This window comes from Thalassolituus hydrocarboniclasticus (genome assembly GCF_025345565.1).
GTDB classification, from domain to species: domain Bacteria; phylum Pseudomonadota; class Gammaproteobacteria; order Pseudomonadales; family Oceanobacteraceae; genus Venatoribacter; species Venatoribacter hydrocarboniclasticus.
Window position 1 is genome coordinate 1,160,765 of the sequence record NZ_CP054475.1, and the last position, 26,903, is coordinate 1,187,667.

At 50.2% G+C, this 26,903-nt stretch carries 13 protein-coding genes; 11 read left to right on the top strand and 2 right to left on the bottom strand.

Annotated elements, in window-relative coordinates:
- Positions 1 to 51: 51 nt before the first annotated feature.
- Complete coding sequence (locus HUF19_RS18340) at positions 52 to 1,515, bottom strand: sigma-54 interaction domain-containing protein (protein WP_270049437.1); 1,464 nt, start codon at positions 1,513 to 1,515, stop codon at positions 52 to 54.
- 150 nt (positions 1,516 to 1,665) lie between these two features.
- Here HUF19_RS18340 and HUF19_RS05185 point away from each other — a divergent pair, with 150 nt between their 5' ends.
- From HUF19_RS05185 to HUF19_RS05220, 8 genes are all read left to right on the top strand, one after another.
- Positions 1,666 to 2,718, top strand: coding sequence for a DUF2333 family protein (locus HUF19_RS05185; RefSeq protein ID WP_260998799.1), 1,053 nt, complete (start codon positions 1,666 to 1,668; stop codon positions 2,716 to 2,718).
- Between the two features lie 363 nt (positions 2,719 to 3,081).
- Complete coding sequence (locus HUF19_RS05190; protein ID WP_260998800.1) at positions 3,082 to 4,212, top strand: DUF6160 family protein; 1,131 nt, start codon at positions 3,082 to 3,084, stop codon at positions 4,210 to 4,212.
- Between the two features lie 2 nt (positions 4,213 to 4,214).
- Positions 4,215 to 5,672: a DUF6160 family protein gene (locus HUF19_RS05195; protein WP_260998801.1), complete on the top strand. Its 1,458-nt coding sequence runs from the start codon at positions 4,215 to 4,217 to the stop codon at positions 5,670 to 5,672.
- A 25-nt stretch (positions 5,673 to 5,697) separates the two neighbouring features.
- A complete protein-coding gene (locus tag HUF19_RS05200) occupies positions 5,698 to 13,230 on the top strand; it encodes a lectin-like protein (protein ID WP_260998802.1) in 7,533 nt (2,510 codons plus the stop codon).
- A 68-nt stretch (positions 13,231 to 13,298) separates the two neighbouring features.
- Positions 13,299 to 14,639 (top strand): hypothetical protein, encoded by a 1,341-nt coding sequence (locus HUF19_RS05205; protein ID WP_260998803.1) that lies wholly within the window; start codon positions 13,299 to 13,301, stop codon positions 14,637 to 14,639.
- Between the two features lies 1 nt (position 14,640).
- Positions 14,641 to 15,105, top strand: a complete 465-nt coding sequence (locus tag HUF19_RS05210; protein ID WP_260998804.1) for a DUF6160 family protein — start codon at positions 14,641 to 14,643, stop codon at positions 15,103 to 15,105.
- 77 nt (positions 15,106 to 15,182) lie between these two features.
- Positions 15,183 to 16,274 carry a hypothetical protein gene (locus tag HUF19_RS05215; protein WP_260998805.1) on the top strand — a complete coding sequence of 364 codons (1,092 nt, stop codon included), beginning with the start codon at positions 15,183 to 15,185 and terminating at the stop codon, positions 16,272 to 16,274.
- Position 16,275: 1 nt separating this feature from the next.
- The gene (locus HUF19_RS05220; protein WP_260998806.1) at positions 16,276 to 19,821 is read left to right on the top strand and encodes an FG-GAP-like repeat-containing protein; all 3,546 of its coding nucleotides are present in this window, start codon (positions 16,276 to 16,278) and stop codon (positions 19,819 to 19,821) included.
- 60 nt (positions 19,822 to 19,881) lie between these two features.
- On the opposite strand, the gene HUF19_RS05225 is transcribed toward HUF19_RS05220, so the two are convergent.
- Positions 19,882 to 20,514: a leucine-rich repeat domain-containing protein gene (locus tag HUF19_RS05225; protein WP_260998807.1), complete on the bottom strand. Its 633-nt coding sequence runs from the start codon at positions 20,512 to 20,514 to the stop codon at positions 19,882 to 19,884.
- A gap of 173 nt (positions 20,515 to 20,687) precedes the next feature.
- On the opposite strand from HUF19_RS05225, the gene HUF19_RS05230 reads away from it, so the two are divergent.
- The 3 genes from HUF19_RS05230 (at position 20,688) to HUF19_RS05245 (ending at position 26,855) form a co-directional block, all read left to right on the top strand.
- Entirely contained in the window at positions 20,688 to 21,665 is a 978-nt protein-coding gene (locus tag HUF19_RS05230; protein WP_260998808.1) for a LysR family transcriptional regulator, read from the top strand.
- Between the two features lie 83 nt (positions 21,666 to 21,748).
- Positions 21,749 to 23,650, top strand: coding sequence for a GAF and HD-GYP domain-containing protein (locus HUF19_RS18345; protein ID WP_270049438.1), 1,902 nt, complete (start codon positions 21,749 to 21,751; stop codon positions 23,648 to 23,650).
- A gap of 199 nt (positions 23,651 to 23,849) precedes the next feature.
- The gene (locus HUF19_RS05245) at positions 23,850 to 26,855 is read left to right on the top strand and encodes a TonB-dependent receptor (protein ID WP_260998809.1); all 3,006 of its coding nucleotides are present in this window, start codon (positions 23,850 to 23,852) and stop codon (positions 26,853 to 26,855) included.
- Positions 26,856 to 26,903 lie beyond the last annotated feature (48 nt).

Below are 26,903 nucleotides of genomic sequence, written 5' to 3' on the forward strand. Positions count from 1 at the left end.
GGGGCGATATATCGCGTTGGTATTTGGTTTTATGCGATATATCGTTTCTTGTTACAGCAGGCCCAGCTTTTTCATGCGTGAGCGCAGAGTGGAAACCGGCAGGCCAAGCAGCCTGGCGGCGCCCTTGTCGCCGCCGATCATACCGCCACAATAGTTCAGGGCGCGCAGGATATGCTGCTTCTCGGCTTCCTGCAGCGGGAGTGGTTTTGTCTCCTGACCATTGTGGTCCTGCAGGCTGCTCATGCCCTGCAATAACGGCAGCTGCAGCTGATCGCTGCTGAGAATCAGGCCGTGCTCAAGCACGTTGGCCAGCTCGCGCACGTTACCCGGCCAGGGATGATTCATCAGCTGGCGCAGTTGTGCCGGTTGCAGGGCCGGCGCCTTGCGGTTAAGACGGCTGGCCAGCCGCTGCAGCAGGTGGGTGGCCAGCAGCGGGATATCAGCCTGGCGTTCACGCAGCGGCGGAACATGCAGGGGGAAAACATTGAGGCGGAAATACAGATCGGAGCGGAACTGACCACTCTGTACCATGGCGGCCAGATCGCGGTGAGTGGCGGCAATGATGCGGACATCGACTTTAATGGTGTGCTGGCTGCCCAGGCGCTGGATTTCACCCTCCTGCAGCACGCGCAGGAGCTTGACCTGGGCGGCAGCGGACAGCTCACCGATTTCATCGAGAAACAGGGTGCTGCCGTCGGCCTGTTCAAAACGGCCGATGCGGCGCTGGTGGGCACCGGTAAAGGCACCACGTTCGTGGCCGAACAGCTCACTCTCGAGCAGGTTTTCGGCCATGGCACCGCAGTTCACCCGTACCATGGGTTTGGCCGCGCGCGGGCTTTGCTGATGCAGGCTGCGGGCGACCAGCTCTTTACCGCTGCCGCTTTCGCCCAGAATCAGCACGCAGCTGGGGGTCGGGGCCACCTGACGGATGCTGTGCTGCAGCTGCAGCATGCCATCGCTCTGGCCGAGCAGTTCCGATTCTCCCTGCTGATCACGCAGCTCTTGCTGCAGATACTGGTTTTCGGCCTGCAGCTGGCGTTGCAGCTGGCCAACCTGATCGAGGGCAGCCTGCAGCGAGCGCTGATGTTGCAGACGTTCACTGATGTCTTTGAACACCACCACCGCGCCGGTAATAACGCCATTGTCGATGATGGCGGTGCTGGAATATTCCACCGGAAACCAGCTGCCGTCTTTGCGCCAGAAAACTTCCTGATCGCTGTAGGCGGTGACGCCGGTCTGCAGGGTCTGGTAAATCGGGCAATCTTCCTGCGGATAATGGCGGCCATCCACATGGCTGTGATGATGAAAGCGGTGGATACTCTGGCCTTCGATTTCGGCCTGGCTCCAGCCGGTCAGACGCTCGGCCGCCGGGTTTACAAAAGTCGCGTGGCCGGCGGCATTGAGGCCATAGACGCCTTCAGACATCGCCTCAAGAATACGCTGATAGCGGTGACTCAGCTCGCTGTGGCTGAGAGCGCTGTGGCTCTGGGCTGGTGGATTCTGACTGGCGGACATAGCCGGGCCTCTGCTGACAGGGTGAACCGCCAACGCGGTACAGACTTATTGAGTTGCCGCAGTATATCAGCTGTGTGCAGCTTGTCCGAACGGGCGGCGGCGGGTAGGCTTGCTGCTGTTTTTTGCGATACAGACAAAGGAAAGGAAGATATGAAGGGGCAGTTGCAGAACAAAATTCTGGATATGCGTGAGCGTCTGCAGGACTGGTGGACTGATGGTGGTGTAGTGCGCAGCGCGGTACTGTTGGGGCTGGTGGTGTATCTGCTGGTATGCATTGTTCTGGGATTTCTGTGGAGCTCTGAACCGGATATGTTCCCGGTGCGTGAACGCGCTATGCAGCGTGCCGAGGCGATGGGTGTTGAGCCGGTGGTTGGTTTCACGACCACCGCAACGCTGATGGAAGTGACGGCGACCCTGCTGAACAAACAGGGCGGCTATCTGAGCAATGATGTTTTCCCGCCGGGCCTGTGGCTTGACAATATCCCTAACTGGGAATACGGCGTGCTGATTCAGGTGCGGGATTTTACCCGTGCGCTGCGTAAAGATTTCAGTCGTTCGCAGAGCCAGTCTACTGAAGATAAAGACCTGTCGGTGGCGGAGCCACAGCTGCATTTTGACAATAACAGCTGGGCAGTTCCTTCTTCTGAAGCGGAATACGAGCGCGGCCTGAAAGCGCTGGATAACTACCTGCACCGTCTGGCTGATCCGAAAGAACCGACGGCACAGTTTTATGCCCGTGCCGATAACCTGCGCCAGTGGCTGTTTGATGTGGAAACCCGCCTGGGCAGCCTGTCGCAGCGCCTGAGTGCCTCTGTGGGCAAACGTCGTCTGAATACCGATCTGGCCGGTGACAGTGCTGCCAGTCAGTCAACGCCGGCGGATTATGATCAGGAAGTGAAAACCCCCTGGACGCAGCTGGATGATGTGTTTTATGAAGCGCGCGGTACGGCCTGGGCACTGTCTCATATCCTGCGTGCGATTGAAGTGGATTTCCGTGACGTGCTGGATAAGAAAAATGCACTGGTCAGCCTGCGGCAGATTATCCGTGAGCTGGAAGCTACTCAGGAGCCGCTGTGGGCGCCGATGATTCTTAACGGCAGTGGCTTTGGCTTGTTTGCCAATCATTCATTGGTGATGGCGTCTTACATTTCCCGCGCCAATGCGGCGATTCTCGACCTGCGCGAGCTGTTATCACAGGGCTGATGATCTTTTCCGGACGGATTATTCCGTCCGGAGCTTCTCTTCTTTCCGCCTTCTTTTATCCCATTACTGTTCTTCTCTCAGGCCATTATCTGGCTGTATCTGACCTGTCTTAATTTTCTGTTCGGACGCTGCTGGGCAAGCTCCCGCCGGGTGACGTAATCCGGTCCATTTCAGTGAACTTTACATAATGTTTAGTTGATTTCTAAGTCGTTGAAAATCAATGCATTTTCAGGTTTTTCACCCTCGTTGTGGAACGATCGTTTGACACCTAAGTAGCACGCCAGTTTTGATTCTGATATCTTGCACGTTCGTATCACCGCTAGTCCGTACGTATAACAACAATAAAAAATTAGGGAGAGTCAGATGGCATCAAAATGCTGTCTCATCCTGGCCACCATGATGGCCGGTACACCTGCTCTGGCGCTTGAAGCGCTGGATGAAAGCTCGCTGTCGGAAGTGACAGGTCAGGCTCAGGGGTTGCGTTATACGTCGGAATACGACGCGCGTATTGATTCCATTTCTTATATCGACGATGACGGCCTGGGTGCAGATGGCACCGTGGGTACTATCTCTATGTCGCCGATCCGCATGTATACGCCGGTTAACCGTCCGGTGCAGATTGATCTTGAAATCAAAGAAATTAATGGCCGTAAGGCTGTGGTGTTTACTAACCGTGATCTGCCAATTGAACTGGAAGTGGGCTCTCTGGCCATCAATGGCCAGTCTTTAGGTGGTCTGGGTCAGGGCAATTTTCAGATTGCGGATGGCGATGCTCTGGTAACACGGATGTATGCAGGAGGTCGTATCGGCAGTGGCTTTACCCTCGATTTATTAATCCCTAAGTCTATGCGTATGGATACCTATTACGAAGATGAGGGCGCGCGCTTTACATCGACGATTGATTTCAGTGATCCACGGGATCCGAATCTGGGTGGACTGACTCTGGAAAATATTACTTTCGATCTGGAGACCGACGGCTTACGCATTGGCATGCCAACCATCAATGGCGGCAATATCAATATTTATAACGCCCGCATCGGTGACGATGTTCTTAACAGTCTGGCATTCCGCAATATTCAGATGGTCAGTGGTGGCTATCTGTTAATTAAAAATGCTGAGCAGGCCGGAGAAATCGGTATTGAATTTGACTCCCGTATCGCCGCTGGCTCTTCCTTTGAACTGGTGTATATCGCTGGTGAGGTGGATGACAATTATCCGAATCTGAATGTATTTGAGATGTCTGCTCAGGTCAGCATGCCAACCAACTTTGATGTTAAAGGCATGCGTATGAATGTAGATGGTGAGCGTGGACTGGTATTCGACTTTGACGCGGCAACGGCAACTGATGGTGTAAGCGGTAACCTGCTGGTGGAAAACATTACCCTGCAGCGCAGCGATAAAGTTGGCGTTGGTGCTGTTCCTGCAAGTATCGGGACTCTGGATATGCAGGTGAATCTGACTCAGAACAGCTATCTCCAGGTTGAGGGGCATTAATTATGCGCTATTTACTCCCGGTTTTATGTTTTGCCCCTGTTGTTTCTGCCATGCAGCCAATGACGGAAGAGAGTATGGCGGCGGTATCCGGTCAGTCGGGTATTACTATTGAAACAACCCCCAGCTCTGCTGATGGACTCGTATTATCAACCGGTGAAATTCGCTATACCGAGACGGATCGTGATGGTCAGGGCAGCGATTATCTCGGAGTTTCTTCGCTGGCTCTGTATGCCACCCGTCCTGATGGGCTTGGCGGCGTAGTCAGTGATACGATCAAAACCACCATTGATGTTACTGATACTGGTGATGTCAGAATTAAATCTACGGATATCAATACGCTGAGCCTGGCTTTGGGAGAAATCTCACTCAGTGGTCGTTCGGTATTCTCCTCTGTGAAAATGATGGACTGGAATTTTGTCGGTAACAGTTATCTGGAAACCATTCTGGTCAATGATCCTGCTGGTTCAAAAATTGGTTTACGCACCATTATGGAAGCCGGTAGTGGGCTGACTTATTCCTTTACTGAAGATGCAGTCACGTTTTCTTCTGATATCAGCTTTACACCTGCTCAGGGAAATACACAGTTTATCAGTGAAGTTTTTCTGACCGGAGACAGCGATAATCTGAAAATTGAATTCGGTACGACCGAAGGAAGTTTTGAACTGAATAATATTACTCTGCTGGATGATCTGGGTAACAGTCTGTTTGGTGTCGCAAATTTCGGTGATGTCGGTTATGGCGATATTAATGTCACCCAGGGCTATATAACCATTGCGGCTAACGATGCCGCTGGTGTTGATGGAATTAAGGGTAAAATCGCCAGTGATCTGGCAATCGGCACTGCGTTTTACCGTACCGGTGGTGAGCGGGTTAATTTCCGTAATTCAGCATTCCGCACCAACGGTGAACTCAGCTACACCCTCGACTTTGTAGATAACGGCTTTGCCACCGGTATTGAGGCCCGTATCACCGATGTTAATGATCTCGACTTTATCATTGGTGGTCTGACACTCAGCAGTGGTGATGGCTCATCAGAATCCGTCAGTATGGGCGCTTATGGCATTGAAAACCTTAACCTGAATGGCGGCAGCATTGACCTGGGGCTTTATACTTTGCCGGGTCAGGGAAGTCAGGGTTTGCGCATGGATCTGGCTATGTCGGGAACGACCGAATTTGATCTGACCATTAAAGATTCACCTATTGATAACCCCTTTGACCCTTCAGCGCCTAGTCTGACAGCCAAGGTTGTACTGCAGAATGTATCGGTATCACAAACCATAGATCAGACAACCAAAGGCCTGCATATCGGTGTAATAGATAGCAGTCTCGACGCCAGTATAAATCAGATCCGGGTTGGTACAGGCGAGAATTATCAGGGCCAGAGCGGCCGTCTTGTAATGAATAATCTGAGTATTCAACCGGGCAGTTACTTCCGGATTGAGCCTATTCCGGCCCCTTAAGACATTACCGGGTATGAACATAATTATGACAAAAAATATCATACTGTTTGCTGCATTTTTATCAGCGTATGCTCACGCAGAAACACCGATTCCTCCGGAAATGGTGTGGGAAAGCGGCAGTTCTGTTTACAGTAACTGGAACGCTGGTGAACCAAATAACAGCGGCAATGAAGATTGCGCCGTTATGCTCAGTGATGGCCGCTGGAACGATGCTGCCTGCTCATCTACTAACCGTACTGCCTGCTATAACGGTACTGACTGGAAGGTGTTTGGCGGTCTTGCCCTGCAACCGTTTGAGCGTGCGGGACGCAACTGTTTTGACGGCTATGAATTTGCTGCGCCGGTAACTGCTGCGCAGAACGCCGCGCTGAAAGCTGCAGCAGATTCCACCGGTAATCCTTATCCGATATGGATTAATCTGCAGGACCGTGATCAGGAAGGACGTTGGGTATTTAACCAGCGCGTCAGCGAAAGTCCGTATAATCGTGGGGGGGACCTCGGCTCACCGATCTGGTACGCCGTTGTTGATGGTGACAATAACGTCCGTTCCGGCCCCTTTCCTGACTATGAAACCGGCGCCAATACCGTAACTTTTGAGCAGGCGGTTGATATTAATACCGGGGCACCGAATTACTGGAAGGTAACGGATGGTGGTTTCTTTGATCCGGGTGCAAAGCCTGAACCTAATAATACCGGTGATTGCGCTCAGCTTTATGTAAACGATGGTGGCCTTTGGGATGATACCAACTGTGGTGACACTAAGCGTGTAGCCTGTTTCAACGGCTATAACTGGGCGATTTCTGCAACCGCAGTTTCATTTAATGGCGGTACAGATGTTGAAAGTATGGCCAATCCGATGCAGGCCTGTACCGGAATTACCGATAATGGCGAAGCCGGTAACTATCAGTTTGCAGCACCTTTATCGGTGCAGGATAGCCTGACACTGCAGACGATCGCCTCGCAGGCCGGTGTCGGAACCATCTGGATTAACCTGCAGGATAAAAAATACGAAAACGTCTGGAAATTTAATAAAAATCTGGATGTGGTGGCTCCATTCTGGAAGTCCGGTGAGCCTAATAATGCTGGTAGTGGTGAGGATTGTGCAGAGCAGGATGCTGGCGCCGGTGGCTTCTGGAACGATGTGAGCTGTTCGCAGCAGCGCCGAGTTGCCTGTTATGATCCTTATGATGGTGTTGATGGTAACTGGCAGATTACAACATCAACCTATGCGTTTGATCAGGATATCGAATTTTATAATCTGATTTGTCAGAACGACTTCGGCAGTAAGTACAAGTTTTTTGCGCCAGAGCGTTTATCTCAGCGTGCTGAACTGACCGCAGTCACCACTAGCGGAACGGTATGGATTAATGCCACAGACCGTGATGCAGAAGGTGTCTGGAAAATAAACCGTAACCTGAATAACTGGGCCGATAATGAACCGGTTAATAATACGGATTTACGTTGTGTTTCAGCTTCTGTCGACACCACTCTTTGGAATGCCCGTGACTGCAGTGAGAGTCGCCCGGTTGCCTGTTTTTCCGGCGGCCGCTGGTACTTTACTGAAACTTCTTATGCACTGAATGATTTGCTTGAAGGGCAGCGTGCCTGTCAGGCCCTGAATCCGGGGTATTTATTTTCTGCACCTAAAGATTTTCGTCAGATGCAGGCAATTAAATATTTCGCTGAAAAACAGGGTGTCAGCGGTGATGTCTGGATTAATGGTAACCGCCTTGAGGACTATAACACCTGGGTCTGGAATGAGCTGGATCTGTTAATTCCTGCTTGGGGAAGTAATGAGCCTAATGGTGGTAAAGCAGAAAACTGTGCGACGCTGAACAGCAGTGGACAATGGGCCGATGTTGCCTGTGGTTCGCAGATGAATCAGTACCTTTGCCGCAATGGTAATCAGTGGCAGTTGTCGGTCAACAGCGGTTCGCTGCAGGATTTCTCAGTTGCTTCACAAGCCTGTAAATCACTCGGCAGTGGCTGGGTATTTGCTGCACCAACAACTTATAACGAAAACCTGCAGGCTTTGGCGGTTATTCCGGCGGGTACGGTTGCCTGGCTGAATGCTACCGATTCCATCGCGGAAAACGACTGGATTACCAATGCTGCGAATATCACAGGAAATCCCAGCTGGCCAGAATGGCAGGCGAATCAGCCTGATAATGGCGGTATTCTTGCTGCGGCTGAAACCGCAGCGGTTAAAGGTGAAGACTGTGTTGCCCAGTATGCTGATGGTCGCTGGGCAGACCTTGATTGCAACGCAGCCACTGAAGCACCCTGGGCCTGTACCGATGGAAGTACCTGGAAAGTAACCCGTTCACAGGGCAGAGTTACCCGTTTTGATGAAGGTCATCGCCAGTGTTTTTATGAATATGGTTCTGGGTTTGTTTTTTCTGCACCGCTGAATAAAAACGATGCCATTCAGCTGGACTTTGCCCGCTTGCTGGCTGCCAAGCAGCGCGGTTCTGCGATTGCATTTGTTTGGCTGAACATGACGGACGGTGCCGAAGAAGATGAAGTCAGCGCTGCGTCTTCAGGTGAAACCTTCGAGAAAAATCTGCCTTACAGTAACTGGCTGAATGCTTACCCGGGACAGCAACCTGTTGCTGATTGTGCTTTTAAGGCTTCTGTTGCTGCCGGACAGAATAATCCATGGCGTACATTTAACTGTACCAGCGAAGCCGCACACTATGCCTGCTTTGATGGCGCCAGCTGGAAAGTTGCGACTGCTAAAGGTGAGCTGGTCGGCGGTACTCTGCAAATTACGCCTCAGGTTGGTGAAGACTACTGGTCTTATGATCGTGGTAATCAGCTGTGTAAAGAACAGCATGGTGACAACTATTTCTTTGCTGCGCCGGTTACCGCAGCGGAAGATCTGGCGCTCGATGCAGCGATTCGCAGCATTAAGGCTCAGGTTAAGAATACCTGGATCAATTATTACCGCAGCAACCGTGTGAGTGCCGCACAGGGGAACTGGTTTGCTAACCGTCTGGAATTACGCAGCTGGCAGAAAGCGACATTCAATAACTTCAATAATGCCGATTGTTCTCTGCTGCACCCGGATGGCTCAATTACCGACGCTGACTGTAATCTGGAGTATGGCGTTGCCTGCTTTAATGGCGCCTGGGTTATTTCCGGTAACGACCGCTGGAACCGTGGCTTCCAGATTTGTGAAGACAACGAAAACAGCCTGTACGCAGTACCGCGTACACCGAATGAGCTGGCTGAACTGCAGGCGCAAATGAGCGGACAACCTGTCTGGATCAACTTGTCTGATACTGCTCTCGAATCTCAGTGGATTGCTAACCGTCTGCGCTTCACCTGGTGGGCTGCTACAGAGCCATCCAATATCGGTAACCGTGATTGCGCCAAAATCAATCATCAGACCGGTGAATGGTATGCTGCACGCTGCTCAACAGAAGCTGCCCGTTTTGCCTGCCGTACTATTAACAGCAGCGGTAATATCATCTGGACAGCGACAAGCAGTAAAGATATCTGGTCCCGTGGCTTCAGCCGTTGTCAGCGCGAAGTGACGGGCTCTGAATTTATGGCACCGCAGGGCTATGGTTCTGTCTCTGCCAGTGATAGTCAGGCCGTACTTGCCGGTATTGCCGCAGCGGCTAATGAAGACCTGTGGATTAACCTCAGTGATCAGGGCGTAGAGGGCAACTGGCGCTCATTTATGTCGTACAGTGACTGGGGTGTTGTTTCATTGTTGGACGAAGACCGCGACTGCGCTTATTACGACCGTAAAGCCCAGCAGGGCGGTACCTGGTACGCTGATCAGTGTACCTATACTAATTCGCAGCCGCTAAGTCGTGGTTATGCCTGTACCAATGGTTATGAATGGCGCCTGGTTGAAACTACGGCTTCTTCCAGCCTGCGCTGGAGCGATGGCTTTACTGCCTGTAATACGCTCGGAGCGGATTGGTATTATGCAGCGCCGACCAATGCTGTTGAAAACGCCAAGCTGAAACTGGCGCTGGAAATTGCCGGTGTTGATCAGATCTGGATCAATGCTCAGGACCGGATTGAAGAAGGCAACTGGACTATTAATGGCGAAGAAACCAACTTCCCGGCCATTATCGATACCAGTGCGACGCAGACCGTGGTTGCAGAAAATACCTCTGGCATAGTTCTTTCTGCTCAACTGGCGGATGACGAAGGTGTGGGTATTGCCTCGGCCAGCTGGACTCTGATTTCTGACAGCCGTTTCAGTGATGTCAGCAACTCCGATGTTGTTATCAGTAATGAAGTTCTGACCACCGGAGCGGCAGGCACTGCACAACTGACGGCGGAGTACAGCACGCCAGTCTTGCTGCAGCAGGATGCGATTCTTGTTTTCCGCGTAAATGCGACAGATATTCCGCAAGGCACTGCTCAGGCTGCAACATCAGAAGCCTTTGTTACTGTTCGGGTAAAAGCACCGATTCTGGCGCATTATGATTTCAATGATCTTGGTGTACCGCAGAAAGATATCAGCGGTAATAATCACAATGCCCTGAATAACAGCCTCAACCCAATGCCCCCGGTGATCGCCGGTGCGCTGTCGCTTAGTGGTACTCAGCGCATGATTGTTCCGGGCCTGGATTCAGACGGCGTTAATGGCCTGGATATTCCGGTAAATGAATATACCGTTGCTTTCCGTATCAGCATCGAAGCAAATGGCAATGGTTCTGACTGGCGAGGAATTCTGCAGAAGGGTACAAGTGGACGTCAGCCTGCACTGTTTCTGCATCCGGGGGCTGACCAGCTTCATATCACCAATACAACAACCGTTAATGCCAACCAAAATGGTAATACATCCGTTCTGGAAGACCGCCAGTGGCTGAATGTGGTGTACAGCAAGCGCAGCGACGGTATCGATGTTTATATTGATAATATTCTGCGCCCTGAGGCCAGTGTTAATTTTGCTGCCGGAGAAACGTCGGTAGGCAACAATGACGATTTATTTATCGGTTATGTGCCTGGCGCGCCAGTATCTTTTACTGGCCTGATGGATGACGTACAGATCTTTAACCGCCTGCTGTCGGCAGCGGAGCGCGCTGCGATTCTGCCGGCGCCTCCGGCCGGGAAGCTGCAATTTACCCTTGCTGGCAGCGAAGTAAATGAAGACAGTTCTTCCGTTGTTTTAACGGTTGAGCGTGTGCGTGGCAGCCGCAATCCCATAACGGCAGATGTGGTATTTAACGCGGCCTCCAGCCTTGTAACTCTTGGCGCAGAAAATACCCTGAGCGGCGTTGCCGATATCGCTTTCGCCGGTTCAGGTGCCGTTGCTGTTGATCGTGCTGCAGTTAATTGGCCGGCTGATACCCGCGGAACACAAACCGTGACCCTGTTGCTGGACAGTAACGATGATGCCGAACGTGAAGGTACGGAACTGGCAGTCTTTGATCTGGACGTCAGTGCTACCACTGGCCTCGAAGCCGGTGTTCCGGCCAGCTACAATCTGCGCCTTAATGACGTTACACCTAACCCGTTCGGTAACTTTGAACTGCAGTTACCGGCCGATCCTCTGATTCTCGAGAACGACAGTGTTGCACGTGCGGTCTGTATTGTACGGAAGTCCGGAGGCGATGGTGCGGTGACGGTTGGCTACAGCATTGGCGGCTCTGCCCAACCGGGTATCGATTACGAATTTGTAAATACCGCTGATATTGTCCCTGCTTCTTCTTCCGGAACGGTGATCTTTGCCAGCAATCCAGGTTCTCCTTACAGTGACGAACAGCAGTGTTTCGAAGTGCGTGCGCTGAATCGTGCCGCGATTGGTACTGCAGACCGTAAAATCGAATTTACTCTGACCAGTGTTTCTGGAGAGGTTGGCAAAGATCCTTTGCTGTCTGCAAATAATAATGGCGCATTAATTGTCCGTGACTATGCTCCGGGACAGTTTGAGTTCACAGCCGATGCATTCACCTGTAAAGAACCTAACACCAGTACAGAGGTTCCATCAGAACTGCGTGCGACAGCGGAAGATCTGGTGTGTGAGGTAACGGTACGGCGCTATAATACGGCCATTTATGCTCCGGCTGCCGATCTGCTGATAACCGCTTCGCCGGCGTCAACGGCAGATGCTGCTGACGCCAGCTTCACAACATCGCTTAACTGGCCTGCTCTTTCGCTGGCATCGCCTGGTACCGCAGCAACGGAGCTGCGTACTATTCAGGTCGCCGTTACGAATGATGATGTACAGGAAAATGATGAGTTACTGCAGCTGCAGTTGGCGGCGGTTAGCGGTGAGGATATCACCCGTGCACTGACTGATCTGACAATTGTGGATGTAACCCGCCCAGCGCTGGTGACTATCTCCAGTACTCAGACCAGTGTGAACGAGGGGCAGTCTGTAATATTTGATATCGCCCGTTCAAATAATATCAATACCGCTTTCAGCTTCGATTATGTTGTTGACGTTCAGGGCAAGGCAGTAGGTAAAACCAATGCCGATTACATCGACTTTGCATCCGGCTCAGCCGAAACCGGAACCATCAGCTTCTCTGATGGTGGCAGCAATACTGCACAACTGACACTGAATACCATTGATACTCTGGAGCCGACCGCCAGCCTGAATGTTCAGGTGACTCTGCAGGACCCGAATATCCCGCGCGTCGTCGGTATGGGAGCATTAAATAATGCCAATAAAGACAGTGCGATTAACCGCACTGATGATTCGGTGACGGTATTAAATACCAAAGACCGTATTGAAAATAATTACTCTATTACGTTGTCGAATGGTGGCGATACTGTTTATGAGCCAGGCGTTACTCCTGCGGTACCAAGTTACCTCACGACGAATACCGAGCATTCTCCAACTCGTCGTGTAGTAAACTTCAGCTTTACTCTTCCGGCAAAAAATACACTGGATATCGATCATAAAAAGATCCGGTACACCTGGAGTATTACAGATAACAGTTGGTTTGATGGTGTCGTAACCCAAACAGACACAAACAGCCTGTTCACGGCTCGTACCGGTAACGTTGATTATGGATTCGCATCGCATGATCCTTCTGCTCCGCTGACAGTATCAGGTAGCTTTGTTGTTCCCTTTGTTATTACCAATACAAACTTCACATTGGAGCTGAAGCTTGAAGGTGGAGATGGATCAACGTATCCGGAAACCTTTACGAAACAATTGACCTTTACGGCTGTGCCTTTATGGCGTGAGCTTCGTCAGAATGATGGTTCATGTTTACGTCAGGCCTCATTGTCGAATTGTGGTGGGCCAGAAGCGCTGTGGACTTGGAATCCGGATAACAATAGATTGATCAATAAGAAACTCTCTGAAACTAGTCCAACACAGAGTTACTGTTTTGAATTGGTTGATGATGCTTATGAAGCCTTTAATGGCGGTGATGATGATGAACCATATATGCGTCAGTGCACACTAACAAATGCGACGCTGAATGCAACGTTCCCTGTGAATTCTAATTTCCAAGAGTTCAATATTAATGGCCGTGCAGTTTGTAGTTATGCCTTTGGATCTGGTATGGACTCTTATGCTAATGGTGGCTCATGTACAGCAGCAGACCGCCGATGGAACTGGAGAAATCAATGATGGAAAAAAATAGTATTCCAGTAATTTTTGTCGCGTCTTCTCTTCTTTTTTCTGAAGCCGGAGCTGCCATGCAATCCCTTGACGACTCACAAATGAGTGAGGTCACCGGGGAGGGTATCGGTGCAACCTTTGAAAATGTTGCTATTTATTCCGGAAATTACGGAATGCCGGATGACTTTAAGCTGAAGTTGCAGCTCACTGAAGGTGTTGACCCGGATTATCTGATTTTCAGTGAGCTGCGTTTTAACCGCTCAGGGGTAACAAAAGATCAGCTGGGTGGTCCTGATACCGGTGGTTTCTTTGGTACTTATGAAAATCCGCTGTTTTTGGGGGATTTACGCGAAATTACTGAGAGCCATCTTGCAACTTTTACTGATGGGACGACCGGGTATAAAAGCTTTACTGCTTTATATACCGGTTTTCCGGCGGCCGATCTTGATCAGAACGAACGCAGTTTCTTCCGTTTTGCCGAAGGTCAGAGAACCTATGCGAATACATTTTCTGCCGGAGGAAATGCGTTCAGCAGCTATCGTGATGCTCCACAGGGGTTCTTCAGTAACGGATCGGTAAATGTTGGTAACTATTTTACCCTGGCCGATACCCATGCCGCCGAGCTGGCGCTTTTCGAAGCAGAGTTAGATCAGGCAACGTCCAAATTTGACCTACATATGCGGGTGGATTCTGTCAATGACAGCAACCGCCTGCTTAGCCCGGATGAGCAGTTTCTTTCTTATGTTGATCTGAAAGGTGTGCGTCTTTACGGCACAGAAACCCATATCTGGGCGCATGATAATCAGAATGAAGCACCTGTAACCAGTTATATCAACGGTGAGCCCATTCATGCCACCAAGGGTCTGGCGATGGCAATGACGACGGGGCTGCGTGCGGATGAAATTATTCTGAATACCAACCTTAATAATGCTGCAGCCAGTGCCTTATCGCTCAAGGGCGTTGATATGTACCTGCCACTCGGTACGGTAGATCAGCCGCTGACAATCAGTACGGTTCAGTTCCAGCAGGAAGCACGCTACACCTGGGGACAAAACAACTTTGAGCCGGCAAAAACACAGATGCGTATTGAAGTGGCTCAGCTGCCTCAGGATGTAGGGCAGGCTGCTCAGGGGAATATTTTTATTCAGTCACTTGGCTTTGGGGACGAAAACGATGAAGAGATCATTACCGGCTATGAAGATATTTATCTGAGAGAACGATCCGGTGCTGTTGCTTATATTGCCTCCGGGGTTGCTCATCGTGCTTTTGTTCCTAAAACCGTTATTTATAATGAACAGGTAGAGATCTTTAATCAGAATAACCCTGATAATCCGTTGCCTTATATCCCGAATCAGAATGTTATTGAAATTCGCGGTCTGGAAATTCAGCGCATGGTTATTACAACTCAGGATCTATGATATGAAAAAATACTCTTTTCTGATGTTGTTTTACGCACTGTGTGCTCACTCTGAGATGGCTCTGCTGGATGATGAAGCCTTATCGGATCAGACTGGTCAGACAGGTATTACGTTAAGCGCCAGGGCTGAGTTTGGCACTGGCACCCGCATCAGTTATAACAATACTGATGCATCTTATGTAGATCCTACCGAATACTGGCTGGTGGTTGATGAGCTGACCGGTGCGATTGAGATTAAGGGTCTCAAGCTTGATTTGATTAACGATTTCGGACCAACGCAGAATAAGAGTGCGTTGCAATGGACTATGCCTGAAGAGGTTATCTTCGATGAACTGAAGACGGAAGGCATTTACGTCGGTCCGGGCAGAACCGTTGGCGCCAGTCATCAGTTTATTATGGGCATCGAAATGGATGGTGAGCTGTCGATGCCTGCACAGACTAAAATTAATATTTTCCCGGTTAACTGATTATGAAAATAATAAAAATCACACAGTTATTGAGCTTTCTTGCTTTCGGGTCGACGGCAGTCGCAGGTATGGCCCCCATGAATGAGGCTGACCTTTCAGCAACCTATGGTCAGGCAATTTTTGAGGTTAAAGAGCAGGCGATGACACAGGCAGACGGCAGTGCACTGGATATGCTGCGTCTGACGATGGGAGCAAAAATCGAAATTAACGCCAATATTGAGGAGATTGCCCTTGGCCGTTACTGGCGTCCGGAAGGTACTAACTGTACCGGCGGTGCCGGCGGTGATAAGGTTTGTTATAACAATAATCCACCAGTCTCTTATAACGATAATATTAACTGGGCCTGTACCGCGAACCCTTGTGGATCTGTCGGTTTGGGGGCTGATAATTATCTGTCATCAGGCCTTACTCACAACGTGGGTGAAGAATCCTTTTTCAATACCAGTGTTTTCCCTTCGGGTTTTAAACCTGACTCCGGTGTTGATATTAAATTACGTGATGTGACGATGGGTCAGGTTCGGGATGATGATGGTGACGGAATTTATGAGCTGACTCCGTTTGTTCAGCAAAACCCTTATTTTGAATTCGCTTTCGATCAGGACACCGGAAAAATTGTTGGCTTCCGTTTAGGGGCGGAAGACTCTTATGGCTACCAGGGCAATGCGATTGATGTTATTTCGGGCTTTATCCGCCCTACCATTACCGTAGATGCGAAGCTTGGTTTTATTGATGCTGGTGAAATTCAGCTGGAAACACAGCTGGGTGGTGTCCGTACCATTGGCTGGATTGATGCCAAAACAACGAATGTGATCAGTGTATCGGGTGCAGCAGGCTTGCTGGTAAATGGTCCTGAATCCCTGATGGGGCAATCTCCCCATGCACAGCTTTTTCCGGTGCAATCCAATTATCTGAACCACTCTGAAGCTTTCTTTTTAAGTGCGGGAACCCGTTCAATTAACTGGACGCCGGTCAGGGATGGTGGTTTTACACCAGCAGCGACCATGCCTGGTTTCTGGCTGAATATGGGCGGGGACGGTGGTCTTCTGGCGGAGACGCAAAAAGGTGACCACCCGAATAACTATCTCCCTGGTCATCCGAAGCATGGGCAGTACAGTGGTATGGAAAATTATAATAATCCACAACCTTCCTGGTCTCAGACTTATCAATGATATGAATAAAACACTGTATCGTACATTAATCAGCCTGTTGTTTATGCTATTAATAAGTGCTTGCGGGGGAGGTTCAGGCAGTACTGCTGCCGGTGATTCAGGCGGTGATTCAGGCGGTGATTCAGGCGGTGATTCAGGCGGTGATTCAGGCGGTGATTCAGGCGGTGATTCAGGCGGTGATGCCGATGATGATTTAACCCGCGAGCTGCGGGCTTTAGTCAGCCATCTTGAGCCGTCACGTCTGCGTGAGCGTTCATTACCGGCGCATAACGATCCTCTGGCTGTGCTGGGCCGGGAGCTTTTCTTTTCCAAGTCTCTGAGTATCAATGGAGATGTTGCCTGTGCCAGCTGTCACGATCCACGTCTGGCTGGTACCGATCAGTTATCGCTGCCGGTGGGTGTTGGTGCTCATGAGGAAGATGTGATTGGCCCGGGCAGACGCCATGACGGTAATTACTACCTCGATCCTAAAGCGAACGGTGGACCAAATGTTGGGCGCAACAGTCCAACGACATTTAATATTGCCTTTTATGACGTGGCGATGTTCTGGGATGGTCGGGTTGAGTCTGTTGAATTTGATGGTTCAGGCTACAGACGGGTTGCTATCGCATCGGATAATGGTGCGGGTACACCGATACGAACACCGGACAGCCAGTTTAAAGGACCGGATCCGGATGCCGGAAGTAACCTGACAGCAGCCCAGGCGCGTTTTCCGGTTACTTCGACAGAAGAAATGAAGGGCTTCTCGTCAGAAGCCGCAGAGTCACGCTATGGCATTCGTCGTGCGGTCGCCGATAAGGTACGTTCATACCCTCAGTGGGAGCAGAAATTCCGTGATGTTTTTGACGATTATGTAAGTTCGGCGGATACACTGGTCAGCTACGATAATATTGCACTGGCTTTAGCCGAATATCAGCGTTCACAGATTGCAGTGGATAATCCTTTTTTCCGTTTCCTGGAAGGTAATGATTCCGCTTTAACAGCAGAGCAGAAACGGGGTGCAGTGACCTTTTTTAAACCGGTAGGTTTAGGTGGTGGTGGATGTAACCGTTGCCACACAGGTGAGCACTTTTCCGACGAAGAATATTACGCCTTTGCAACACCGCAGGTCGGACGTGGTAAAAATGTAGCACAGAAAGATTTCGGGCGTTACAACGTGACCCGTACCAGGTCTGATCTTCATCGTTTCCGCACGCCTTCTTTATTGAATGTCGGGCTGACACATCCGTATATGCATGCAGGCAGTTTGCCTGATCTGGAAACCGCGATTCGTTGGCATATCAGCCCGCAGCAGGCATTAAATGACTATGACTTCTCGTTAAGCGGCTTGCCTCAGCTGGATGGGCTGGGCGTAACTTATGCTAATGCTGAAGAAAATACCGAAGAAGCTATCGACTCTTATTTTGACCAGTTTATCTATAGTTCAACCCAGCATAAGGTTAACTTCACACCGCTCAACGATGAGGCCATTGCAGATCTTGGTGCATTTCTTCACAGCCTGACCGACCCCTGCCTTACCGATGTGTTGTGCGTATCAAAATGGTTACCGGATTTCTCAGAACCCTCGCCGGATGGTATGAGGCTGATACCAGAGCTTCGTCTGGCGTTTGATAACGACTTCATGTTGCCGGAACCTCAGCCGGGGGATGTTACAGACCCGCGTGGTAACACGCCTGATTTAGGTGATGTGCCTGCTTATCAGTCGGTTAGCTGTACTCAGACAAATATCGCAGACCCGGTACTCGAAGGGACGCAGAGCTTTTTTAAACGGACCGAACTGGCAACCGGGTTGAGTTACCATCGACGCTTTACCTCTTCAGCCTGGGGAGAGTTTCTGACGAGTTTTAACTCTCTGGTGAATACCGGATCGGTAGCTGCTGCTGACATCGATGGTGACTGTGATGCCGATGTCATTCTTGATATCGGTAACGAGCATGGGCCAGTGGTACTGATTAACAATAATGGATACTTTTCCGAAGCAGCAGATAACTACGGCCTGAATGGTATTAATGATGCTCCGGCTCTGGCAATGGCGGATCTGAATGGTGATGGCTGGCCGGATTTATTTGTCGGTAATATGCTGACGGAAACACCATCAATATGGTTTAACAATGGGCAGGGGCGTTTTATCCGTCAGGAAGATTCCGGCTTTCATGTGCTGAGAAAAACCCTGTCTTCAGCATTTTACGATATAGATGGTGACGGTGATCTGGATGTTTTTCTGGCTCATTGGGATATTCCCGAAGCCGTTGAAGAGACGCATCTCTGGCTGAATGACGGTACAGGCTACTTTACTGCAGCTCCTTCCAGTTGGGGATTCTCCGGAAAAATCGGTGACCGTGACTTTACCTTCACACCTGCCTTTGCCGATTTTAATGGCGATCATATTGTGGACTTAGCCAGTACCGCTGATTTTCTCCGTACCCGTATTTTTCAGGGAAAAGCAGACCATTCATTTACAGATGTAACTAATGATGGTGTTATCAATGATGAAAATGGTATGGGAGCTGCGCTGGGAGACTTTGATAATGATGGCGACCTGGACTGGTTTATCAGCAGTATTTACGATGCTGAAGTTATGTCCGGAGCAGAGCCAACCACCGAAGGCAATTGGGGAAGTACCGGCAATCGTTTATACCGTAATGATTCTGTTCCCGGTGATGCTATTGTATTCAGCGATGTGACTGATGCTGCAGGTGTCCGCGATGGCGGTTGGGCATGGGGCACCTGTATGAAAGACTTTAATAATGACGGCTGGCTCGATATATATCAGGTAAATGGCTACGGTATGGCGGAGTCTGAGATTTATCCTGATGAACAGTATCTTTTTACCCTGCTGGCGCCGATGGGAATCACCGGATTTTCATCCATTAGCAAAGAGGATTATCCGAGCTTTGCCGACTTCAGTGCGCAGGTAAAAGATTATGTCGACTCCCTGCCGGACTTTTTTCTGGATATCAATCAGCATATAAATGGCCGTAATAATTTTGACGATATCCGGCCGGATCTTGAGCGGCTCTATGTTGCCGCGGGATTACTGAATCATGGTGGTAAGTCGTGGGAAGAATTTGTTAATACCAAGGCACGTCTTTTTATTAACAATCAGGACGGTACCTTTACCGAGAAGGCTTTGGAATCTCTGGTTGCGAACCGTAAACAGGGTCGTGGTATCAGCTGTACTGACTTTGACCGGGATGGTGATATCGATATTTTGATTGTGAACAATGTCGGACAACCGGATTATTATGAAAACCGTGTTCGTGGTCAGACAAATGCAAACGACAACTTTATCTCGTTGTCTCTGCAGTCTTCCGGAAGCAATAGTGCCGCGATTGGCAGCAAGGTCTGGCTGACTGCGGCGGGGAAAACTCAATATCGTGAAATGCGTCTGGAGAATAACTTTATTTCTACCAATGCGCCGGAGTTACATTTTGGTCTGGCTGGTGCGTCATCCATCGATGAAATCCGTATTCGCTGGCCCGGCGGTACGGAGACGGTTCTGAATGATGTCAGTGCTAATCAGTTTTTACAGATAGCGGCGCCCTGAGAGACGCCGGTGATAATAAAAAAGAGCGCCATGGCGCTCTTTTTTATTTGGTGCTGACTATCAGATCCGGTAGGAAATGCCCGGTGGAATTGAGTGTGGCAGTGGTGCAGGGTTCTGGTCGGCGCGCAGACTGACCAGACCTGACAGGTCGCTGATGATGTTAAGATCGCTGATCGCGTTATTCTGCACATATAAGCGCTGCAAAGTGTTCACCTGTTTCAGCGTATCTATATTGCTGAGGCGATTATTACTGGCACTCAGAATACGCAGTGCCTTGTGCTGTCCCAGAGGAGACAGGTCTGTCAGGCTATTGTTGCTGATCTCCAGCGACTGCATACTGTCCAGAGCAGCCAGTGGCGATAAATCACTGATCTGATTATCCATCAGGTTGATAACGATGGTGTGATCAAACTGCTCAATGCCGTCCAGAGACTGAATGCCTTCAGAAGGACAGTTCAGCAGCTGTAACTGATCGGTATAGTTGATATTCAGCCTTTCAACGCAGGTACGCAGTGCAGGATCGGCGATGTTGTCCAGCCGGATCTCACTACGGACTAAGGGTTGGGGAGTATTGTTATCCGGCTTGCTGACCTCGCTTGAAGCGTTGCTGCTACTGCCTCCACCGCTGTTACATGCGGCGAGCAGGGTGCTGAGTGTTACAGCCAGTGCTGATCGGGTCCAGGACGTATTCATGGTAAGCCTGTTTTATTATTTTTTTAATGGATACCATCGTACCACAGCAACTGCTGACACTCTAGATTCGTATGAAAAACAGCCGATTTTGTAACTTGTTGATCTGTAAGTAAAATTATCCGCTCTGGCGGTTTCTGAGCCTGTGTTTGATGTAAAGGGAGCGTAATATCCACATGCTGGATCTGAATCAACTGACTGTGTTTATCCGGGTAGTGGATGAGGGTAGTTTTACTGCCGCCGGGAAGGCGCTGGGAATGCCCAAATCGCGGGTCAGCCGCATGGTTGCTGACCTTGAGGCAAGCCTTGGCGCACGCTTACTGCAGCGTACTACGCGCCAGCTGAGTATGACCGAAGTCGGCAGTGCTTATTACAGTCGATGCCGGCACCTGGTGCATGAAATTCTCGAAGCGCATGAGATGATTTCTGATCGTGAGGGTAACCCGCAGGGCTTGCTGCGCATTGCCGTGCCAATGATGGCGGGCAGTGGGGTCATGGGGCATTACTTTGCCCGCTACCAGGCACGCTATCCTGATGTGCGGCTGGAAATTATTCATACCGATCGTCCGGTCAACCTGATTCAGGAAGGCTTTGATCTTGGCGTTTATCTGGGCGACCTGCCCGACTCCTCTCTGATTGCCCGTACACTGGCAGAGTCCGATTCGGTGCTCTGTGCTGCGCCTTCTTATCTGGCCCGTGTAGGCCGGCCATTGCACCCCAACGATCTGACACAGATGCGCTGTGTCAAAATCGGTGAGGGCAGCCAGCCGCAGAGTTACGAGCTTACGCATGCAGTGAGTGGCGAGGTTGTTGAAGTAAAAGTTGAACCGACAATCTCAACAAACTCAGTGGTTGCTGCTCTGGGCAGTCTGGTTCAGGGGGCAGGTATTGGTGATGTGCATTATCTGCTGGCCGGTGAGCAGTTTCTTAATGGTCAGCTGGTGCCTCTGTTTACTGACTGGCATTTACGTCCACGACCGATTTCTCTGGCCTATCCGTCGCGCCAGTATTTGCCGCGCAAGGTGCGGGTGTTTATTGATTTTATGGTGGAAGAAGCCCAGCGGCTGGAACGGGTGCTGGATGCTTTGCCGACCACCGAAGAGCAGATCACGGCGTTTGCCAAACTGCTGCGGAATGAAGAACGCAAACCCTGAATGCTTATGTCATCCGCAGGTTCAGCTGTCCGGGTCTATCCTGATAGCTGAGACTGTTGTGACCTGTGCGGATGGATACCCGAATGAACACGACGCCAACGCTGTTTTTCCCGGACTCCCTGCCACAGGAGGCCAGAGCCGCCGTGCAGGCGCTGCTGGATGCAGGCTGTGTGTTAGCTGCCGCTGCGGCCAGTGCCGATATCGGGCTTTATCCCAAAACGCAGCAGGCGCTTTGCCTGCAGGCTCCGCAAGGCCAGATTCGCCTGCTGGAATATGATCAGCACAGCGGTATCGATTATCATACGCTGGGTGCTGATATACTGTTGCCGGTTAATTTTCCTCTGCCTTTTCTGCGCAATGCCCTGCAACAGGCGCTGCGTATCGTGCAGCAGCAACAGCAGTCGCAGCTTCTTACCCGCCAGCTTGAACATCAGGAAAATCAGTTTGAACGGCTGATGGATATCGGTCTGGCACTGTCTGCCGAGCAGGACCATGCGCGCCTGCTGGTGCGTATTCTGCAGGAAGCCAGGCGTTTTGCTAACTGTGATGCTGCGTCCATCTTTCTGATCGAACCCGGAGAACACGGCGAGCGGCAGCTGGTATTTAAACTCAGCCAGAATGATTCGGTTGAGTTCCATTCAGAGGAACAGCACTTCACGCTTAACCGGTCGTCGCTGGCGGGTTATGCGGCATTGTCCGGTGATATCCTGAATTTTGATGATGTCTACCATTTGCCGGCTGGTTCGCCTTTTACTTTTAATAAAGCCTACGACCAGAAACTGGGTTACCGCACCCGTTCGATGCTGGTGATTCCAATGCGTACCCACGATGGAAAAATTGTCGGCGTTATCCAGTTTATAAACCGTAAACGCAGTCCGAAGATACGCTTGAATAATGCAGAAATTGCCGAGCGTGAAACCCTGCCGTTCGATGAGCGTCTGGTAACCCTGCTCGAGACCATGGCCAGCCAGGCCGGTATCGCGATTGAAAATAACCTGCTGATTGAGCGTATTAATACCCTGTTTGAAGGTTTTGTCAGTGCATCTGTACATGCCATTGAACAACGTGACCCAACCACTTCGGGTCATTCCTTCCGGGTTGCCGAACTCACCATTGCTCTGGCCGAGGCGGCGCACAGTGAAACCGGCCGCGAATATCAGGCCATCCGGTTTCGCAGCGAAGAGCTGCGCGAATTACGTTACGCCGCACTGCTGCATGATTTTGGCAAAGTCGGTGTGCGTGAGCATGTACTGGTAAAAGCCAAAAAACTCAGCCCGGAAGCCTGGGTGCGTTTTCATTACCGTATAGCCCTGCAGAAAGAGCGGGTGCGCAATCATTTTCTGCAGCAAAAATTAGTCGCTGCACGAGAGCGGCGGCTAAATACTGAATATGAACAGCAACTGCAACAGGCCGAAGAACAGGCGTTGCAAAAACTGGATGCCATGCAGCAGGCCGTTGAACTTGCCAACGAGCCCAGTATTCTCGATGAAGGTACCTTCGGGCATCTGCAATTATTACGCGGTGAAGTTTACGCCGATATTGATGGTTGTGAGCGGCCCTTGCTGGAAGATCAGGATTTTCTCGCGCTTGCCGTGCGCCGCGGCAGTCTGACGGAAGAAGAGCGGCGCGAAATCGAAAGCCACGTCAGCCATACCATCCGCTTTCTCGCCACCATTCCCTGGACGCCGGAGCTTGAGCGTATTCCGCAAATTGCCGGAGCACACCACGAAAAACTGGATGGCACGGGCTATCCCCATGGTCTGAGTTCTGCCGATATACCCGTCGGCGCAAAAATGATGGCGGTGTGCGATATTTTTGATGCCTTAACCGCTTCCGACCGTCCCTACAAAGCCGCAATGCCGGTTGAGCGGGCGCTCGATATTCTGCATGCCGATGCCGGTAATCAGAAAATAGATGCGTCTCTGGTGCGCCTGTTCAGCCGCCTGCCACTGCTGCAGATATTACCCGGCCTTAAATCCATCTGATTCCTGCCCCTGCCGGCTTTCGGCGCTTTGTAATCGAAATGTCATATAACCGCAACATACTGCACCGCACTTAAGGTGCGGCTGCTGATTCCAGCTTGAGTCAGAAGAGTATCACGGACGACAACAGTTAATTGACTGCCATTCTGTCACTCGTTTACGGCGCCGCCTGTTAATTCCTGTATTCCTCGTAGGGGGCGTAATGAAACCAACTCGTGTGTTGCTTGCAGCGGCATCGTCTTTATTCGTTTCTCAGCTGATGGCTGGTGAAGCTGTTTTATATATCACCGAAGATGGCAGCGCGGTACGTGATCTTGCCGTCAGCGTAGACGGCCAGAAAAAACTGGTCGGAGCATCGGGCTTTGTCGTTTTTGATATTAAAAAAGGCGATCACAAAGTTGAGCTTTCCAAATACGGTGAGTGGTTAGGCGAATTTGATTTTGCTACCGCAGGCAGTAACCAGAATGCTGAAGTTCAGGTTGACATGGTCGGCGGCGAGCCGATGCCGGAAATTAATATCTACACACCGGGTCAGGAAGAAGCGCCTGCTGTTGGCCAGATTTCCGGTTATCTGCAATCTGATGAAACCGGTGGCCCGGTCAGCGGAGCACGTATTTCTGTTGCCGGTACCGAAATGGCCATGATGACTGATGCCGATGGCTTTTTCAGTTTTGAATTACCGCGCGGTGAATATGCGCTGAATATTGCACACCCGAATTATGGCAAGCGCGATGTATCTTCTGTACGCGTTATGTCCAACGTTAATACCGGCATCAACATGACTATGAGCATGTCGGGTGACGGCATGATTGAAGAAGTGGTTGCGGTTGGATCTTATATTCCGTCTACCGCAACGGCACAGCAGCGTGACTCGTCGGCTGTTCTGAATGCCATTGGTACAGAACAGATGGCACGCTTTGGTGATTCCTCTGCCGCCTCTGCATTAAAGCGTGTTGCCGGTGTATCGGTTGTGGGCGGACAGTTTGCGGTTGTACGTGGTATGCAGGGCCGGTACATTTCTTCCACCCTGAATGGCAGCCTGATGCCAAGTACCGATCCTATGCGCCGCGATGTTCCGCTGGATCTTTTCCCGTCCAGTGTTCTGGGTGGAATTGAAATTCAGAAAACCTTCACTCCAGACCTTCCTGGAGATTCTACCGGCGGTGCCATCCGCATGAAGACAAAAGAAATGCCGACTGATTCAGCGGTTAAAATTTCTGCGTCTCTGGCTATTAATGATCGTACCACCTTCAGTGATATTAATGGCTATGAAGGTGGCAGTACTGACTGGTTAGGTATAGACGATGGTACCCGTGAGCAGCCCTCATTTGCCGAGAACCTGACCAACGGCGGCCTGGATAATCCCCGTTTTGGTTGTGCGCAGTCCAACTGTCTTCCGGAAAGTGAGCAGGTTAAGCTGGGGCAGTCATTTGAAAATAATTACAATGTTGATCAGGTTGAAGCGCGTCCAGACCGTGGCTTCTCTTTGTCAGTAAGTGATTTTAATGAGACTGATTACGGTGCAAACGGCAGCTATTTTGCACTGCAATATAAAGATGAAATTGAAGCACGCCATGACGCAAGAATTAATGATCTTGGCACCGTGGGGAGCTATGAACGTACCAAGCGTAAAGTTGATTTAACCGGTTATTTTGTTTACGGCCTGGAATACGGCAACAGCAGCTATGAAAGTAAGTCTGTTCTGTTGCGTAAAACCGATAATACGATCCGTACTCAAACGGTAGAAGATGACGGAAAAAACCAGGAGATTGCATCGACCACTCTGCAGTGGGTTGAGCGCCAGTATCTTGGCCAGCAATTCTCGGGTCTGCACAACTTCAGTTTACTGGGAGATGACGAGTTATCATGGCGCATCGGTTTTGCTCAAAGTTCACGCTATGAGCCGGATCGTCGCAGTTATCAGTATGGTCGTGGTCTGAATACCAATCAGCCTTTGCGCTTACTGGGATCTGTTGAACGCCGGTATTCTGATCTGACAGAGAATGTTTATGATCTCGGTGTGGATTATCAGTCAGATATTATGCTGGATGATATTCTTTTCCGCCTTAAAACCGGTCTGATGTACAACGTAAAAGATCGTGAAGTGGATCTGGCGCGTTATTCTAACCGTGCCATTACGGACCCGGCAGTGGATACATCCCTGACACTCGAAGAGATCCTGACTGCTGAGAATATCGCTGACCGTTATGTTGTATTCCTCGGTAGTACAACGGACACCGATGACTATGAAGCTACCGATGAGACACTTGCCTATTATGTTTCTGCGGAACTTGATCTGGGATCTGTATCGGTACTGGCTGGTGGTCGCCTTGAATCATTTTCTCAGGAAATAAAATATCCGAACCAGGATTCAAGCAACAGTAAATTGGACGAAAGTAAGTTTCTGCCCGCTTTGTCTGCTGTTTGGCGTATGAATGATGAAGCTCAGATTCGTGCCAGTCTGTCTCAGACTATTTCTAAGCCGGGTATTACCGAGCGCTCTCAATCCGCGCAATACGATCCGGAAACCGATGATCTTTTGGTAGGCAACCCTAATCTGATTATTTCAGAAATTATGAATGCAGATTTACGCGGTGAATATTATTTTTCGGATGATGAAAGTATTTCCCTGGCATTTTTCTATAAAGATGTAAGTGACCCTATTGAGCGTTCTGTCGTCGACGGTGATGGTAATGCGGCTGAAGGTTACACCTTTGCCAATGCTCCGGGTGCCACACTTCAGGGGGTAGAGATTGATTTTCGTGTGAATACATTCAGTGGCGATGTCTGGAGTTCTTTCCTGGGAGGTAATGCTGCGTGGGTTGATTCTGAAGTCGATCTGAGCGGAACAGATGCCGAGCGTCTGGAAGGAACGACAAAGCGTAAGCTTCAGGGGCAATCAGAATATCTGGGAAATCTTCAGGTTGGATTTGATCATTTACCCACAGGTCAGTCTGTCACTTTATTGCTGAATTATTTTGATGATCGCATATATGCAACCAGTCGGGGCCAGTTGTCCGAAGAAGTTGAGGATGCGCGGGTAACTATTGACCTCACTTATAACTATGACGTCAACGAACAGCTTTCGGTAAAAGCCAAAGCCAGTAATCTGAATGATTCGAAAGTAAGCTTTTCACGCGGTGATGATGAAATCGAAAGCTATTTTGAAGGGCGTAAATATTCCGCCTCTGTCGAATATATTTTCTGATTTGTAATCTTATTGAAATATAACCCGGGAATACTTATTCCCGGTTGA

Excerpts from the sequence above, each read along its gene's own strand:
- HUF19_RS18340 (WP_270049437.1), bottom strand. The coding sequence starts at position 1,515 with ATGTCCGCCAGTCAGAATCCACCAGCCCAGAGCCACAGCGCTCTCAGC.
- HUF19_RS05185 (WP_260998799.1), top strand. The coding sequence starts at position 1,666 with ATGAAGGGGCAGTTGCAGAACAAAATTCTGGATATGCGTGAGCGTCTG.
- HUF19_RS05190 (WP_260998800.1), top strand. The coding sequence starts at position 3,082 with ATGGCATCAAAATGCTGTCTCATCCTGGCCACCATGATGGCCGGTACA.
- HUF19_RS05195 (WP_260998801.1), top strand. The coding sequence starts at position 4,215 with ATGCGCTATTTACTCCCGGTTTTATGTTTTGCCCCTGTTGTTTCTGCC.
- HUF19_RS05200 (WP_260998802.1), top strand. The coding sequence starts at position 5,698 with ATGACAAAAAATATCATACTGTTTGCTGCATTTTTATCAGCGTATGCT.
- HUF19_RS05205 (WP_260998803.1), top strand. The coding sequence starts at position 13,299 with ATGCAATCCCTTGACGACTCACAAATGAGTGAGGTCACCGGGGAGGGT.
- HUF19_RS05210 (WP_260998804.1), top strand. The coding sequence starts at position 14,641 with ATGAAAAAATACTCTTTTCTGATGTTGTTTTACGCACTGTGTGCTCAC.
- HUF19_RS05215 (WP_260998805.1), top strand. The coding sequence starts at position 15,183 with ATGAATGAGGCTGACCTTTCAGCAACCTATGGTCAGGCAATTTTTGAG.
- HUF19_RS05220 (WP_260998806.1), top strand. The coding sequence starts at position 16,276 with ATGAATAAAACACTGTATCGTACATTAATCAGCCTGTTGTTTATGCTA.
- HUF19_RS05225 (WP_260998807.1), bottom strand. The coding sequence starts at position 20,514 with ATGAATACGTCCTGGACCCGATCAGCACTGGCTGTAACACTCAGCACC.
- HUF19_RS05230 (WP_260998808.1), top strand. The coding sequence starts at position 20,688 with ATGCTGGATCTGAATCAACTGACTGTGTTTATCCGGGTAGTGGATGAG.
- HUF19_RS18345 (WP_270049438.1), top strand. The coding sequence starts at position 21,749 with ATGAACACGACGCCAACGCTGTTTTTCCCGGACTCCCTGCCACAGGAG.
- HUF19_RS05245 (WP_260998809.1), top strand. The coding sequence starts at position 23,850 with ATGAAACCAACTCGTGTGTTGCTTGCAGCGGCATCGTCTTTATTCGTT.